At 73.2% G+C, this 14,219-nt stretch carries 16 protein-coding genes; 10 read left to right on the top strand and 6 right to left on the bottom strand.

Going from position 1 to position 14,219, the window contains the following annotated elements; genetic code table 11:
* The first annotated feature begins 103 nt into the window (after positions 1-103).
* The 5 genes from H4696_RS35695 (at position 104) to H4696_RS35675 (ending at position 4,039) form a co-directional block, all read left to right on the top strand.
* Positions 104-1,333 (top strand): MFS transporter, encoded by a 1,230-nt coding sequence (locus H4696_RS35695; RefSeq protein WP_225957722.1) that lies wholly within the window; start codon positions 104-106, stop codon positions 1,331-1,333.
* A gap of 127 nt (positions 1,334-1,460) precedes the next feature.
* Positions 1,461-2,075 (top strand): heme-binding beta-barrel domain-containing protein, encoded by a 615-nt coding sequence (locus tag H4696_RS35690; RefSeq protein ID WP_086862612.1) that lies wholly within the window; start codon positions 1,461-1,463, stop codon positions 2,073-2,075.
* Positions 2,076-2,079: 4 nt separating this feature from the next.
* Entirely contained in the window at positions 2,080-2,676 is a 597-nt protein-coding gene (locus H4696_RS35685; protein WP_086862611.1) for a 5-oxoprolinase subunit B family protein, read from the top strand.
* A gap of 5 nt (positions 2,677-2,681) precedes the next feature.
* Positions 2,682-3,521 carry a 5-oxoprolinase subunit C family protein gene (locus H4696_RS35680; protein WP_086862610.1) on the top strand — a complete coding sequence of 280 codons (840 nt, stop codon included), beginning with the start codon at positions 2,682-2,684 and terminating at the stop codon, positions 3,519-3,521.
* 98 nt (positions 3,522-3,619) lie between these two features.
* Entirely contained in the window at positions 3,620-4,039 is a 420-nt protein-coding gene (locus H4696_RS35675) for a hypothetical protein (RefSeq protein WP_192782707.1), read from the top strand.
* Here the strand turns inward: H4696_RS35675 and H4696_RS35670 are convergent.
* Positions 4,018-4,866, bottom strand: coding sequence for an aminodeoxychorismate lyase (locus H4696_RS35670; RefSeq protein ID WP_086862609.1), 849 nt, complete (start codon positions 4,864-4,866; stop codon positions 4,018-4,020). The two genes, H4696_RS35675 and H4696_RS35670, sit on opposite strands and share 22 nt — an antisense overlap.
* A 31-nt stretch (positions 4,867-4,897) precedes the next feature.
* Between H4696_RS35670 and ygfZ the strand changes: the two genes are divergently transcribed.
* Genes ygfZ through H4696_RS35655 form a run of 3 tightly spaced genes read left to right on the top strand, consistent with a single transcriptional unit; the run spans position 4,898 to position 7,576 of the window.
* Positions 4,898-6,028: a CAF17-like 4Fe-4S cluster assembly/insertion protein YgfZ gene (gene ygfZ, locus H4696_RS35665; protein WP_192782706.1), complete on the top strand. Its 1,131-nt coding sequence runs from the start codon at positions 4,898-4,900 to the stop codon at positions 6,026-6,028.
* Positions 6,029-6,077: 49 nt separating this feature from the next.
* Positions 6,078-6,644 carry an RsiG family protein gene (locus tag H4696_RS35660; protein WP_086861421.1) on the top strand — a complete coding sequence of 189 codons (567 nt, stop codon included), beginning with the start codon at positions 6,078-6,080 and terminating at the stop codon, positions 6,642-6,644.
* Entirely contained in the window at positions 6,641-7,576 is a 936-nt protein-coding gene (locus tag H4696_RS35655) for an asparaginase (RefSeq protein WP_086861420.1), read from the top strand. The genes H4696_RS35660 and H4696_RS35655 overlap by 4 nt, the downstream gene beginning before the upstream one ends.
* Here H4696_RS35655 and H4696_RS35650 read toward each other — a convergent pair.
* Entirely contained in the window at positions 7,573-8,469 is an 897-nt protein-coding gene (locus H4696_RS35650; RefSeq protein ID WP_169735021.1) for a DUF8083 family protein, read from the bottom strand. The genes H4696_RS35655 and H4696_RS35650 overlap by 4 nt on opposite strands.
* Before the next feature lie 207 nt (positions 8,470-8,676).
* Here H4696_RS35650 and H4696_RS35645 point away from each other — a divergent pair, with 207 nt between their 5' ends.
* Positions 8,677-8,865, top strand: a complete 189-nt coding sequence (locus H4696_RS35645; protein WP_086684206.1) for a DUF3073 domain-containing protein — start codon at positions 8,677-8,679, stop codon at positions 8,863-8,865.
* Positions 8,866-8,970: 105 nt separating this feature from the next.
* On the top strand, positions 8,971-9,825 hold the full coding sequence (locus H4696_RS35640; RefSeq protein ID WP_276328934.1) for a 3-hydroxybutyryl-CoA dehydrogenase: 855 nt from the start codon (positions 8,971-8,973) through the stop codon (positions 9,823-9,825).
* Here the strand turns inward: H4696_RS35640 and H4696_RS35635 are convergent.
* The 4 genes from H4696_RS35635 to H4696_RS35620 all read right to left on the bottom strand — a co-directional run bounded on the left by H4696_RS35635 (position 9,816) and on the right by H4696_RS35620 (position 14,166).
* A complete protein-coding gene (locus H4696_RS35635; RefSeq protein ID WP_086861418.1) occupies positions 9,816-10,613 on the bottom strand; it encodes an ECF transporter S component family protein in 798 nt (265 codons plus the stop codon). The two genes, H4696_RS35640 and H4696_RS35635, sit on opposite strands and share 10 nt — an antisense overlap.
* A 277-nt stretch (positions 10,614-10,890) precedes the next feature.
* Entirely contained in the window at positions 10,891-12,489 is a 1,599-nt protein-coding gene (locus H4696_RS35630; RefSeq protein ID WP_086861417.1) for an ABC transporter ATP-binding protein, read from the bottom strand.
* Positions 12,486-13,556 (bottom strand): CbiQ family ECF transporter T component, encoded by a 1,071-nt coding sequence (locus H4696_RS35625; RefSeq protein ID WP_169735020.1) that lies wholly within the window; start codon positions 13,554-13,556, stop codon positions 12,486-12,488. The genes H4696_RS35630 and H4696_RS35625 overlap by 4 nt, the downstream gene beginning before the upstream one ends.
* Positions 13,546-14,166, bottom strand: a complete 621-nt coding sequence (locus H4696_RS35620; RefSeq protein WP_086861416.1) for a hypothetical protein — start codon at positions 14,164-14,166, stop codon at positions 13,546-13,548. Before H4696_RS35620 ends, H4696_RS35625 begins: the two co-directional genes overlap by 11 nt.
* Positions 14,167-14,219 lie beyond the last annotated feature (53 nt).

Below are 14,219 nucleotides of genomic sequence, written 5' to 3'. Positions count from 1 at the left end.
CTTTTATGCCCGGTAAGGAGGCCTTCACGGCTTTTCGGCCAGGACGCGGGCGGTGTGGTCGCGGGGCAGCGCAGGAAGTGCGTGAGCGGCCACCCGTACCGGCCTGCTCACCGCCGTCTTCCTCGGCAGCTTCATGGCCCTGCTCGACGTCAGCGTGGTGAGCGTCGCGCTGCCGACCATGCAGCGGACGCTCGGCGCGAGCTTCAGCGGCCTGCAGTGGATCGTCGACGGCTACACCGTGGCGCTCACGGCCGTGATCCTCTCCGGCGGGACGCTCGGCGACCGCTACGGCCGCAAGCTCGTCTACCTGAGCGGCCTGACCGTCTTCACCGTCGCGTCGGTCGGCTGCGCGCTGGCGCCGACGCTCGGATGGCTGGTCGCCGCCCGGTTCGTCCAGGGCTTCGCGGCCTCCGCGGTGATCCCCGGCGCCGTCGCGCTGCTCGCGCACGCCTTCCCGGAACCCGCCGCCCGGGCGCGCGTGATGGGCCTGTGGGGCACGGTCGCCGGCTGCGCGCTCGTGCTCGGCCCGCTCGTCGGCGGCCCGCTGACCGACGCCTTCGGCTGGCCGTCGATCTTCCTGATCAACGTGCCGATCGGGCTCGCCGCCGTCCTCACCGGCCGCCGCGGGATCACCGAGTCCCGCGACCCCGCGCACGGCGCGCTCGACCTGACCGGGCAGGTGCTCGGCGCGCTGTGGATCGGCCTGCTGACGTTCGCCGTGATCGAGGCGGGCCGGCTCGGCGCGAGCCCGTCCGTGCTGGTCACCGGGGCGTTCGGGCTCGTCGCGCTGGTCGCGTTCGTCGTGGTCGAACTGCGCGTGCCGCACCCGATGCTGCCGGTGCGGCTGTTCGCGCGGACCCGGTTCTCGGTGTCCGAAGCGGGCGTCCAGATGCTCCCGTACGTGCTGGCCAACGTCGTCGCCGCCTTCACGGCCGGTCGGCTCTCCGCCCGCTACGGCGCCGAACGGCTGCTGCCGGTCAGCTACCTAGTCGCCGGGGTGGGCTCGTTCGCATTCCTGCTCCTCGACGCCTCGACGCCGTATTGGCTGGTGGCCGTGGCCTTCGCGGTCGCCGGGGCCGGGGTCGGGCTGTCCGTGACGCCGTCGAACATCGTCGGCCTCGCGAGGCTGCCGGGGCACCGCAGCGGGATCGCGTCGGCGACGGTCAACGCCGCCCGCCAGACCGGCACCGCGCTCGGCGTCGCCGCGCTGGGCGCGCTGGTGGCCGCCGGTCCGACGCTGCCGGGCGGCCTGTACCTGGCCATGGCGGTGGCCGGGGTGGTCCTGCTGTCGGTGACCGTGCTCACCGCGGCGACCCTGCGCCGGGCCGGGTGAGGGCGGGCGGACTATCCTCCGAGGCGTGGAAATCCTGTTTACGACCCTGCTGGTGCTGGCGGGCATCGCGATCACCTGGTTCGCCGTGTACGTCGTCTACCGGCTGTACGCGGACCAGCGCTGACCCATGACCGCCAGCGGCGACGAAGCCATCGCGGCAGCGGAGAAGCGCGCGGAGAGCACCCGGGCGCGCAACCTTCCGCTGTGGGACGACCTGCCCATCCCCAACGACACCGCGAACCTGCGCGAGGGGGCGAACCTCAACGACGCCTGCCTCGCGCTGCTGCCGCTCGTCGGTGTCTGGCGGGGTGAGGGCGAGGTCGACTACCCGACCATCGACGGCCCGCGCAAGTTCGCGCAGCAGCTCACGATCTCGCACGACGGCCGTCCGTTCCTGATCCACGAGGCCCGGGCCTGGCTGCTCGACGACGAGGGCAACGTCATCCGCCCCGCCGCCCGCGAGTCCGGGTTCTGGCGGCCGCACGAAGACGACACCATCGAGCTGCTGCTCACGCACAACACCGGCATCGTCGAGCTGTACTACGGCAAGCCGCGCAACCAGACGTCCTGGGAGCTCGGCACCGACGCGGTGGTCCGCACGGCCACGGCGAAGGACGTCACCGCCGCCCAGCGGCTGTACGGCCTGATCGAGGGCTCCCTCGGCTACGTCGAGGAGCGCGCGATGGTCGGCCAGGAGATGCAGCCCCACAGCTCCGCCCTGCTGCACCGCGTCGTCGGCTGACGCCGTGCGCTGGCGGCGGTGTGGCGAGGACGCCGCCCTGCTCGACTGCGACTCGCCCGGCCAGCTGCGGGCCGCGCACGCGACCGTGCTGGCTGCCCGCCCCGAAGGGGTCATCGACCTCGTGCCGGGCGCGCGCAGCCTGCTCGTCGTCGGGGGCGTCGCCGCGGTCCGGGCGCTGCTGGACGGCGCCGACCTCTCCCACCCGCCCGACGGCGAGCCGCGCGAAGTCACCCTCGACGTCCGCTACGACGGCGAGGACCTCGCGCTGATCGCGTCGGACGCCGGGATCTCCGAGGACGCGGTCGTCGAGCTGCACACTGAACCCGTCTACACCGTCGCGTTCACCGGGTTCGCGCCCGGCTTCGGCTACCTGACCGGCCTGCCGGAACCGCTGCGCCAGCCGCGCCTGGAGTCGCCGCGGACCCGCGTCCCGGCCGGCTCGGTCGGCCTGGCCGGCGAGTTCACCGGCGTCTACCCGCGCGAATCACCGGGCGGCTGGCGGCTGCTCGGGCACACGTCGGCGACGCTGTTCGACCCGCACGCCGATCCGCCCGCGTTGTTCGCGCCGGGCGACCGCGTCCGCTTCCGGAGCGTCCGGTGAGGTCCATGGAAGTCCTGGACCCGGGCCGCTACGCGCTGGTCGAGGACCTCGGCCGGACCGGCTACGCGCATCTCGGCGTCGCGCCTTCGGGCGCGCTGGACACGGCGTCGCTGCGGCTCGCGAACCGCCTGGTGGGCAACGCCGAAGCCGCCGCGGGGATCGAAGCCCTGCTCGGCGGGCTCACGGCGCGGTTCCCGGCCGCGGTGACGGTCGCCGTCACCGGCCCGGCGGTCTCCGTCGCCGTCGACGGCCGGCCCTTCGGCTCCCACGTGCCGGTGCCGGTGCGCGCCGACCAGACGCTGGCGGTCGGCACCCCGGCGACCGGGCTGCGCTGCTACCTCGCGGTGTCCGGCGGCATCGCCGTCGAACCGGTGCTGGGCAGCCGGTCGCGGGACGTCCTGTCCGGCATCGGACCCGAACCGCTGCGCGCCGGCGACGTGCTCCCGCTCGGCGCGCCCACGGGGATCCCGGCGGGCGCGGACGTCGTCGTCCCCGTCCCGGCGCCCGGCGAACTCGTGGTGCCGGTGACGCTAGGCCCCCGCGACGACTGGCTCGAGGACGCGGCCGGCGGGCTCTCGGCGTGGTGGACGGTCACGGCCGAGTCGAACCGCGTCGGCCTGCGCCTCGACGGGACACCGCTGCGCCGCGCGATCGACGGCGAACTGCCCAGCGAAGGCGTCGTCACCGGCGCGATCCAGGTGCCGCCGAACGGGCTGCCGGTGGTGTTCCTCGCCGACCACCCGACCACCGGCGGCTACCCGGTCGCGGCCGTCGTCCGCGCGGGGGCGCTGAGCGCGCTCGCGCAGGCCCGTCCGGGCACCCGCGTCCGCTTCCGGCTGTCCTGAAAACCCGGTACCGCCAGGCAGGTGAGACCGGAGTCACCCGGTGCACCCGTCCGGGTAGGAGCTGGAACCATGTCGCGCCGTCGCCCGTCCTGATAACTGTGGAACAGGTGACGATCAGCGGTGGCACGGGTTTCCTCGACGTGAACACGCGGGCGCGGGCGGAGCTCCCGCAGGCGCTGCGGATCGCACTGGCGACCGGGCAGCTGCGCCGTCCGCTGGCCGCCACGCTCGGGCCCGTCCTCGACCTGCTCGTCGACGGCGACTACCGCGTGAGCGGGCCGGAACGGCTCGCCGCGGACCAGGAGCTGACGCCGACCGACACCTGGCCGCCGTCCGACGAGGCCCGCGTCGGCTACTACCGGACCGCCATCCGCACCGGGCACCGGCCGGTCGCGGTCGTGCTGGCCGACGGCGAACGCGAGCTGATCATCGACGGCCACCACAAGATCGCCGCGTACCGCGCGGAAGCGGTCGCGCCGGCGATAGTGCGGATCATTCAGGCGTACTCGCCCTCGTAGGCCGCCACGAGCTCGGCGTACACCGCGGAAGAGTCGGGCAGCCGTTCGCCGTCCAGCGTGTGCACGCGGGTCAGCTTGCGGACGCTGGAGGCCATGAAGACGCCGTCGCCCTCGACGAGGTCGCGGACCGTCAGCGGCTCCACCTTGACCGCCCGGCCCGCCTTCTCGGCGCCGCGGAACAGCGCGGCCTGGGTGGTGCCCGGCAGGATGCCGATGCTCGACGGCGGCGTGTAGAGCGTCCGGCCCTTCGCCAGCACGACGGTCGACGTCGGCCCTTCGAAGACCGAACCGTCCGCGGCGGTGAAAATCACATCTTCGGCGCCGCGGCGGCCGGCTTCGCGCACCGCGGCCATGTTCATCGCGTAGGACAACGGCTTCGCGCCGAGCAGCAGCCAGGGCGCGCGCTCGGCGAGGTCCGGCGGGAAACCGCGTTCGAGGGTGATCGCGGCGACGCCTTCGGCACGGGCCTTCAAGATCGACGGCGGCACCTCGGAGCCGAGCGCGAACCCGGTCGGCCGCGCGGCGGGGTCGCCGTCGGATCCCCTGGTGTACACCAGTTTCAGCGTCATTTCGGGCCCGCCGGTCCACCTTTCGAGCACCGCCGAAACGACCTGCTCCCAGGCGCCGAGGTCGGGCTCCGGCAGGTCGAGCATGGCCGCGGAACGGGCCAGCCGCTCGAGGTGCGGCCGCAGCTCACGGGGCTTGCCGCCGACGACGAGGATCGTCTCGAAGACGCCGTCGCCGCGCAGCAGCCCGAGGTCGTCGACCTTGATCTGGGCGACGTCGGGGTCGGCCGGGGTTCCGTCGAGGAAGACGAGGACGCGCATGCGGCCACGGTACTCACCTAGGCTGGGCGGTATGCCGTACCGCTCGCCGCTGCTGGACGTGCCCGGATCGATCCCTTCGCCCGACGACCACCCCGAAGCCGGCGTCCCCTGGCACTGGGGAGACCCCTTCGCGGAACAGCGCACGGCCTCGCGCGGCGTGGTCGTGATCGACCGGTCGCACCGCGAGTTCCTCGCCGTCACCGGCGAAGAACGGCTGTCGTGGCTGCACCTGGTCATCTCGCAGCACGTGACCGGGCTCGCCGAGGGCTCCGGCACCGAGGCGCTGGTCCTCGACAGCCAGGGCCGCGTCGAGACGCACATGGTGGTCGCGCACCTCGACGGCACGGTGTACCTCGACACCGACCCGGGTCCGCGCGTCACCAGCGCGCTCCCCAAGGGCGGCCCCCAGACGCTGCTCGAATACCTCGAAGCCATGAAGTTCTGGTCCAAGGTGGACATCCGCGACGCGACCGCCGAGCTCGCGCTGCTCACCGTGCTCGGCCCGGACGCCGAGCGCGTGCTGAGCGCGGTCGGCGCCGAGATCGGCCCGGAGCCGTACGCGGTGGCGCCGCTGCCGGGTGGCGGTTTCGCGCGGCGGATGCCGTGGCCGGGCCGCTCCAGCGTCGATCTGGCCGTCCCGCGCGCGGCGCTGCTCGACTGGTGGAAGCGGCTGACCGACGCGGGCGCGCGGGCGGCGGGCAGCTGGGTGTTCGACGCCCTGCGCGTCGAGTCGGTGCGCCCCCGGCGGGGCGTGGACACCGACGACCGCACGATCCCGCACGAGGTGGGCTGGGTCGGCTCGGCCGCGCACGTCGCGAAGGGCTGTTACCGCGGCCAGGAGACGGTGTCGAAGGTGCACAACGTCGGCCGCCCGCCGCGGAACCTGCTGCTGCTCCACCTGGACGGTTCGCCGGAGGTCACGCCGGAACCCGGCGACCCGCTGCTGCTCGACGGCCGCACGGTCGGCCGGATCGGCACGGTCATCCAGCACCACGAACTCGGCCCGATCGCGTTGGCGCTGGTCAAGCGGTCGACGCCGGTGGGCGCGGAGCTGCTGGCCGGCTCGGAGGACAACCTCGTGCAGGCGGCGATCGACCCCGACTCGGTGCCGTCGGAACTGCCCGCCCCCGGGCGTGCGGCGGCGGCGCAACTCCGTGGCTGAACGAAAGCCCCTGACAGCGAGATCACGCCCAACCGGGATAAACTGCGCTGTGATCGAAGTGCGGCCCGGCGGCAGGCGGCGGATCGACCGCGTGCTCGGCCCGGGGTACCTCAGCGGCTTGGGCGAATTGCCGCTGAAGGTGCTGCGCGAGCGGCGCGACGAAGCCGCGCAGGAAGAGACGGACCTGTCCTACCTGCGCCGGCTCTTGCACGCGCGCATCGACATCGTGCGCGCCGAGCAGGTGCGGCGCAGCTCCGGCGGCGAAGCCAGCATCGTCGACCAGCTGGCGACGATCCTGGCCGACAACGCACTGGGCCCGGCGGCGGGTTCCGGTCGGCACCAGCAGCTGGAGCCGTCCCGGGCCGGCGAACACCGCCGGCACGCGGAAGCCCTGATCGGCGACACCGACCTCACCGACGTCGGCTCCCTCTCGGACGAGAAGCTCGCCTCCGCTTTGGACACCTACGCCAGCGAAGAGCTGTCGGTGTCGTCGTTCCGGCGCGAGGTCCAGGGCGTGATGGACACGCTCAACGCGGAGATCGCGAAGCGCTACCAGCAGGGTTCGGCCACTGTGGACGAGCTGCTCGAGAGCGAACGAGGACGCGGCGAGCAGTGACCAACCCCGTCCTGGCCGAGGTCGTCCGCTCCGGTTTCGTCGAAAGCGTCCACCGCGGCGCCCTGGTCTTGACCGGCCCCGAAGGCGAAGCCCGCCTGGTGCTGGGCGACGTCACCTCGCCGGTGTACCCGCGCTCGTCGAACAAGCCCCTGCAGGCGGTCGGCATGCTGCGTGCAGGCCTGGACTTCGACGGCGAGGACCTGGCGCTGGCGTGCGCGTCGCACTCCGGCGAGCCGGGCCACGTGAAGCGCGTGCTGGAACTGCTGGAAGCGGCCGGCCTGCACGAAGACGACCTGGCTTGCCCCCCGGACTTCCCGCTGCACGTCCCGAGCATGCGCGACGCGGCCGAGCCCCGCCGCGTGATGATGAACTGCTCCGGCAAGCACACGGCGATGCTGACCACCTGCCTCCGCGCCGGCTGGCCCACGTCGGGGTACGAAGCCCCGGACCACCCGCTGCAGCAGCAGATCGCGGCGACGGTCGCGGAGCTGACGGGCGAGCCGATCGCCCACACCGGAGTGGACGGTTGTGGTGCCCCGCTGTTCGCGTTCTCGCTGACCGGGCTGGCTCGCGCGTTCGGCAGGCTGGCCACGGCCCCGGACGGCCCCGCGAGCCGGGTGGCCACGGCGATGCGGACGCACCCGTGGCTGGTCGGCGGCACCGGCCGCGAGGACACGGACCTGATGTCCGCCGTGGACGGCCTGGTTTCGAAGGCGGGCGCGGAGGGCGTCCAGGCGTTCGCGTTGCCGGACGGCTTCGCGGTCGCGATCAAGATCGACGACGGCGCCAAGCGCGCGTGCGCCCCGCTCGCGGTGGCAGCCCTGCGGTACCTGGGTGTGGACGTGTCCGGACTGGACGCACTCGCCCACGGCTCGATCCTGGGCGGCGGCCGCCCGGCCGGCGAGATCCGGGTCCCGGAACTGCGCGGCTAGTTCGACCGCTCGCGGGCGGCGAGGTCGCCCCAGAACTCGCGCAGGTCCGAGAACAGCTCGGCCAGCTCCTCGACATTGCCCGAGCGCAGCGCGTCCAGGATGTCGTGGACTTCGTCCGCCGTGTTGTCGGCCTCCAGGACCGCGTCCGCGAACAGCTGGACCAGGCCGCCGTAGTCGAGCTCGATCACCGAGTCCGGGTGGAAGTTGTCGAGCCAGCGGCGCGTTTCGAAGAGGACCCGGCCGGGGCCGGAGTCGCCGAAGGTCTGCTCCAGCAGCTCGCCGGCCTCGCGGGCGCGGTGCTGGGCGTCGGCGAGCGTCGCGCGCCAGGAGAGTTCGCGCTTCGGGTCGTCGCGGCCGCTGCCGAGGACCAGGCGGCGGTCGTCCGGGTCGATCAGCACGAACCAGGGCAGCGGGACCGTCCACGTCGTCGACAGCGTGTGGGCCGCCGTCGTGCTCAGGTCCGCCATCGCCGACTTGGTGCGGGCGCGGATCGTCTCCTGGGTGAAGCCGCCCTCGTCGAGGACGACGTTCTTCAGCGCCGGGTGCGCGTCGCCCAGGAACGTCACCAGCGCGGCCGCCGAGCGGGCGCGCAGTTCCAGCGGGCAGACCAGCGGGCCGGCTTCGGCCTTGCCACCCGGCACGTCCTCCGGGGCCAGCACCAGGACGTCGGTCAGCAGGCTCGGGGCGGGACGGCCGTCGGCGAGCTCGGCGGGCAGCAACCGCCGCGGGGCGGCGACTTGTGACTTGAGCCACATGGCCTGCTCGCGGGCGCCCGCGTCCGTCCGCCGCAGCTTGGCCGCCGCGACGGCCGCACGCAGCCGTTCGTCCGGCGGGTCGCCCAGGGCGAGCAGGGGTTCGTACACCCGCAGGTAGGCCACGAAGGGACGGAGCACGGGTAGATCGTGGCACGTCTACCTGCGCCGATCGTCACCGACCGGCCGGTAACCGGTGTTCGGCCGACACTGTCACCACCGGCACACCGTGCCACGTCGCATCGAACCCCCCGGACACGGTACGGTGTGAGCAGGAAAGAATTGTCGAGACGATGCGGGGCCGCCGATTCCCCCGGCCGCCCCGCCCCTGTGCGAGGGGGTCGAGCCATGGGGCGCGGCCGGGCTAAGGCCAAGCAGACGAAGGTGGCGCGCGAGCTCAAGTACAGCTCGCACGAGACCGACTTCGATGCTTTGCAGCGCGAGCTGTCGAGTAACTCCTCCAGCAGTCATTACGAGGAGTCCGACAGCGAAGATCAAGACCCGTACGACGACGGGTACGACGAGTACCGTCGTTGAGCACGCGTAACCGCGCGAGGGCGAGCTGGGCAAAACCCGGCAACCGCCCTCGCGCGCTGCGTGCTGCCCAAGAACGGGCCTGCGAAGCGATGAAGGAGTGAGCCGGTGGTCAGTCGAGTTGGAGTCGTCGGGGCGGGACTGATGGGTTCCGGCATCGCCGAGGTGCACGCCAGGGCCGGGTTGGACGTCGTGGTCACCGAGGTGAACCAGCCGGCGCTCGACGCGGGCAAGGCGCGCATCGAGAAGTCCCTGCAGCGCGGCGTCAAGAGCGGCAAGGTGTCCGCCGAGGACGCCGACGCGGCTCTCAACCGGCTCCGGTTCACGACCGACATCGCCGAGTTCGCCGACCGCGAACTGGTCGTCGAGGCGATCCTCGAGCAGGAGCAGGCGAAGGTCGACGTCTTCCGCCAGCTGGACAAGATCGTCGAGGCGGAGGACGCGGTGTTCGCGTCCAACACGTCCTCGATCCCGATCATGAAGCTGGGCATGGCGACGAGCCGGCCGCAGCAGGTGGTCGGCATCCACTTCTTCAACCCGGTGCCGGTGCTGCCGCTGGTGGAGCTGGTGCCCTCGCTGCTGACGAGCGAGGAGACCGCCCGCCGCGCGGAGGAACACGCGACGACGGCGCTGGGCAAGACGGTCATCCGTTCGCAGGACCGCGCCGGGTTCATCGTGAACTCGCTGCTGGTGCCGTACCTGCTCTCGGCGATCCGCATGATCGAGTCGGGCTTCGCCTCGGCCGAGGACATCGACCGCGGCATGGAGCTGGGCACCGCCCACCCGATGGGCCCGCTGCGGCTGTCAGACCTGATCGGGTTGGACACGATCAAGGCCATCGCGGACTCGATGTACGCGGAGTTCAAGGAGCCGCTGTACTCGTCGCCGCCGCTGCTGCTGCGCATGGTGGACGCGGGCCTGCTCGGCAAGAAGACCGGCCGCGGGTTCTACTCCTACAGCTGATCGAAGGCCGCCCGCCGGGCCGCGCGGCGCAGGACCGCGAGAATGGCCGGCCCCAGCACGACGAGGGCGACGGCGTTGGTGATCGCGCGCCCGGTGTCCCAGCCGAGCGTCGAGGTCAGCACGGTGTACACCACGAACCGGTGAAGGTTCTCCGCCAGCGGCGCGCCGGGGACGAAGCCGAGCTGCGTGCTGTCGCCGGCGAGGAACGGCCATGACCACAGGCTCATGAGGAGCCCGAAGAAGTAGGCCGCGAACACGCCGTACGCGACGAGCATCGCGATCTCGGCCTTGCCGCGCGCCCGGGGCAGCAACCCGGCCCCGAGCCCGATGAGCGACGACGCGAGCATCTGGAACGGCAGCCACGGCCCCACGCCGGCGGTGAGCAGCGCGCTGGTGAACAGCGACGTCGAGCCGAGCACGAACCCGAACCCGGGCCCGAAGACCCGCCCGGCGAGCACGAGCATGAAGAAGACCAGCTCGATGCCCCCGGTCCCGGCCCCGAGCGGCCGCAGCCCGGCGTTGACGGCGGAGAGCACGCCGAGGAGGGCGAGCGCTTTGGCATCGATGCCGCCGCGGGACAGTTCGGCGAGGACGACGAGGATCAGCACCGGCAGGGTCGCCATGAAGACGAACGGCGCATCGGCGGTGTGGGCGGCGGCGGTCGGCTGGGGGTTGGCGAAGAGGGGCCAGCAGAACATGGCCAAGCCGAGGAGGCTCGCGGTGGTGAGGACCAGCGCGGGCCGCGGGGTGAGCCGGATGGTGCGGGGTTTGGGGAGGAAGTCGGTCATGGCGCCGGCTCCGGTGCCGCTTCGGGGGCTCGAGCTGAGCCTGCGCCGGTCGGCAGGGCACGGCCGCGGCTCGGCGGCGCGCTGGGCGCGGCCGGGTAGCTGGCCACGCTGAACCCCGCCCGGACCCGCAGCCGAAACGAACCCGCGCCCGTGGCCGACCGCGCTTGGGCAGCAAGGGGCGTGCCAGCGGCTTGCCATGCTCGGCCGCCGGTCGGCGCGAAGGGTCGCGGGAGGCAAGCGCGGGCCAGCCGCGGCGCCGTCGGTGGGGTCGGGCCTCTCATGCCAGGGCTTCCGCGACCTCGTCCACCGTCAGCCACCGTTCCGGCGCCAGGATCTTCGCCACCTGCGGGGCGAACGCCGGCGACGCCACGATGACCTCCTTCGTCGGGCCGTCCGCGACGATCTCGCCCTCGGCCATGACCACCACGCGGGTGGCCACCGTGGCCACGAACTCGACGTCGTGGGTGGCCAGCAGCACCGCGCGGTCCTGCGAGGCCAGCTCTCGCAGGATCGCGGCGAAGCGCCGTTTCGCGTGGTAGTCCAGGCCGCGGGTGGGCTCGTCCAGCAGCACCACCGGGGGTGCCGCGGCCAGCTGGACCGCCAGCACAAGGGCCAGTCGCTGCCCCTCCGAGAGGTCGCCGGGGTGCGCTTCGCCGGCGATTCCCGGGGACAGGCGGTCCAGCAGCTCACGCGTCGTTCCCGCCGCCACCCGCGACTCGGTGTCCGCCTGTGCGCACTCGGCGGCCACCGAATCCAGGTACAGCAGGTCCGCCGGTGTCTGCGGGACCAGCCCCACGCGCTGACGGGCCGCTCGTGGCTTGAGCGACGCGGGATCAGCGCCCCCGACGTCGACCTTCCCCGCCGACCTCGGGCCGCTGCCCTGCACCGCCCAGAGAAGCGACGACTTGCCGGAGCCGTTGCGTCCCATCAGCGCGATCACTTCCCCCGGCCCGGCACGCAGGTCCACCCCGCGCACCGCCGAGACATCTCCGTAGCGGACCACCACCCCTCTCACGTCCAGTGCTTGACCGGTCACCGAAAGGCTACGACCCACCACCGACAATTTCTGAAGCCGAGACCGCAGGGGCCCCGCGACACGCCGCGCGTCCCGGACCGACAGAGGCAGTGGTGACCAGCCCGCGAGCCGCCCCAGCTCGGCGATCGGGGGTGCGATCGAAGACGTCGCCAGGATCTCCGCGGGTGGCCCGGAGCGCACCGAGCCGTCGCCCGGCAGGTACAGCAGGCGGTCCGCGTACTGCGCGACGCGCTCCATCCGGTGCTCCGCGACGACCACCGTCGTCCCCAGGTCGTGCACCAGCCGGGTGATCGCCGCGAGGACGTCCTCGGCCGCGGTCGGGTCCAGTGCGGACGTCGGCTCGTCGAGCACGACGACGGACGGGTGGGCCGTCAGCACCGAGCCGATCGCGACGCGCTGCTGCTGGCCGCCCGAGAGTGTCCGAAGTGGACGGTTGCGCAGTTCCGCGATGCCCAGCAGGTCCAGGGTTTCCTCGACCCGCTTGCGCATGACGTCCGGCGGCACCGCCAGCTGCTCCATCGCGTACGCGAGCTCCTCCTCGACGGTGTCCGTCACGAACCCGGCCAAGGGGTCCTGCCCGACGACGCCGACGACCGAAGCCAGCTCCCGTGGTGGGTGCGAAGCCGTGTCCAGCCCGGCCACGAGCACCCGGCCCGCCAGGCGGCCACCGGTGAAGTGCGGGACGAGCCCGTTCAGCAGCCCGAGCAACGTCGACTTGCCCGCCCCGGTGGGCCCCGCGACCAGGCACAACTCGCCTTCCTCGACCTCCAGCGACACATCGGAAAGGACCGCGCGCGAGGCGTCCGGGTAGGTCACCGTGACCCGCGAGAACTCGATCACCGGACGACCTCCGACAACGACGGCGGTGGGGGCGCGACGAACGCCGGCAGCACCGCGACCAGCACGGACACCACGTGCACCCAGGAAACCTCCGGCCAGCGCAGCGGACTCAGCGACGGGAACAGCCGGCCGGGGTCGATCCGCGCGGTGGCGAACAGCAGCGCGCACGATCCGGCACCGGCCGCGACAACCAGCGTCTCCGGCCACCGCCACGGGTCCGGCCGGTACGCCGTGCGCCGGACGCGCCGCCCGCCGAGGACGAACCCCACGACCGCCACCACCAGGCCCGCGGCCAGCAGCGGGACGCCGAGCCACGACGACGTCCCGTCGAGCACGCCGTAGACGCCGACGCACACCCCGGCCAAGCCGGCCAGCACACAGGTGGCGATCAGCGCGCGCAGGCCGAAACTCAGGTACGCCCGGCGCCCGTAGCCCCGGGAGTCCATCGCGGCCGCCAGCCGCAGCGAGCGGTCCATCGCGTCCTCCAGCACCGGCACCACGATGCCCTTCACCGCCCGCGGCCCGCGAGTCCGGCCCGCCCGGAGCCGCCGCGCGCGCCGGACGCGTTGCACGCTTTCGACGAGCTGGGGTGCGACCGTCAGCGCCACCGTCACCGCCGTGCCCACCTCGTACAGCGCGCCCGGAACCGCCTTGAGCAGGCGTTTCGGGTTCGCCAACGCGTTCGCGGCGCCGACGCAGACCACCATCGTGGCCAGCCGCAGGCCGTCGTAGAAGCCGCCGAGCAGCTCCTCCGCCGACGTCGGCCCGAGCAGGGACAACCCGGCGGCGAGCGGGATCCGCGGCAGCGAGAACAGCACGTGCCCGCCGTCGTCACCGCCCACCAGGATCCGGAAGACCACGCGCGAGGCGACGATCAAGGCGCCGACGTACGCGTAGAGACGGAACGCCAGCGCCCACGGCGCGTCGGTCCGCCGGTTCGCGACGACGAACCCGGCGACGGCGATGATCAGGCCGAGCAGCAGCGGGTTCGTCGTGCGGCTGGCGGCGACAGCCAGCGCGAGCGCCCACGCCCACCAGGCGCCGGGGTGCAGCGCCCTACTGCGCACGCCGGCGACGGGCGACGACGATCCCGGCGCCGCCGACCACCACGATCACGACCGCGCCGATCACCAGGCCCCAAGGGAACGAACTGCCCTGCTCAGCGGGTGCGGGAGCAGCCGTGGCCGCCTGCCGCACCGGCGCCACCCGCGGCGGCGCGGGCAGGTCGTTCGCCGTCTTCGGCCGCGCGAACGCCCAGCCCTCGAACCCACCCGCAGCCGGCTTCGCGGTCTGCGCGCCCTCCTGGCTCGACGTCCAGCTGCCGCCGGCGGAGGCGTGCCAGTAGCTCCAGTACGCCGTCGCCGACGGCATGCCCGCGCACGACTCGACGTCGGGTCCCGGCTTGCCCGCGATCCGGCAGGCCACGGCCAGGCCGTACTTCTGCGACCCGGCCACCTCGATGCCGGCCTCCTGCAGCGCCGCGATGCCGTTCGCCGGCGTGCCGGGGGCGCAGCGGATCAACGGCTGCGGGCCCAGGTCGCCGAAGTCGACGACCACCGTGACGCCGCCGCCCTCCGGGCAGGTCCCGTCCGTGGCCGCCGCCGACGCGGGCGCGGCGCCCACGAAGGCGGCGCCGAACAGGAGAGCGCAGACGACGGCGAAACGGGAGGCGATCATGCAGGCACTTTAGCCAGGACAGCACCCGCCGAAGGTGCGGTTCGGGCGCGACG

Origin of the sequence: Amycolatopsis lexingtonensis (assembly GCF_014873755.1) — a bacterium.
In the GTDB taxonomy this organism is placed as follows: Bacteria; Actinomycetota; Actinomycetes; order Mycobacteriales; family Pseudonocardiaceae; genus Amycolatopsis; species Amycolatopsis lexingtonensis.
The sequence above is the reverse complement of the archived record's forward strand: the minus strand, read 5'-3'. Positions and strand labels throughout refer to the sequence as shown.

Coding starts and splice junctions, on each gene's coding strand:
- H4696_RS35690 (WP_086862612.1), top strand. CDS start 1,461: ATGACCGCCAGCGGCGACGAAGCCATCGCGGCAGCGGAGAAGCGCGCG.
- H4696_RS35680 (WP_086862610.1), top strand. CDS start 2,682: ATGGAAGTCCTGGACCCGGGCCGCTACGCGCTGGTCGAGGACCTCGGC.
- H4696_RS35670 (WP_086862609.1), bottom strand. CDS start 4,866: ATGCGCGTCCTCGTCTTCCTCGACGGAACCCCGGCCGACCCCGACGTC.
- ygfZ (WP_192782706.1), top strand. CDS start 4,898: ATGCCGTACCGCTCGCCGCTGCTGGACGTGCCCGGATCGATCCCTTCG.
- H4696_RS35645 (WP_086684206.1), top strand. CDS start 8,677: ATGGGGCGCGGCCGGGCTAAGGCCAAGCAGACGAAGGTGGCGCGCGAG.
- H4696_RS35635 (WP_086861418.1), bottom strand. CDS start 10,613: ATGACCGACTTCCTCCCCAAACCCCGCACCATCCGGCTCACCCCGCGG.
- H4696_RS35620 (WP_086861416.1), bottom strand. CDS start 14,166: ATGATCGCCTCCCGTTTCGCCGTCGTCTGCGCTCTCCTGTTCGGCGCC.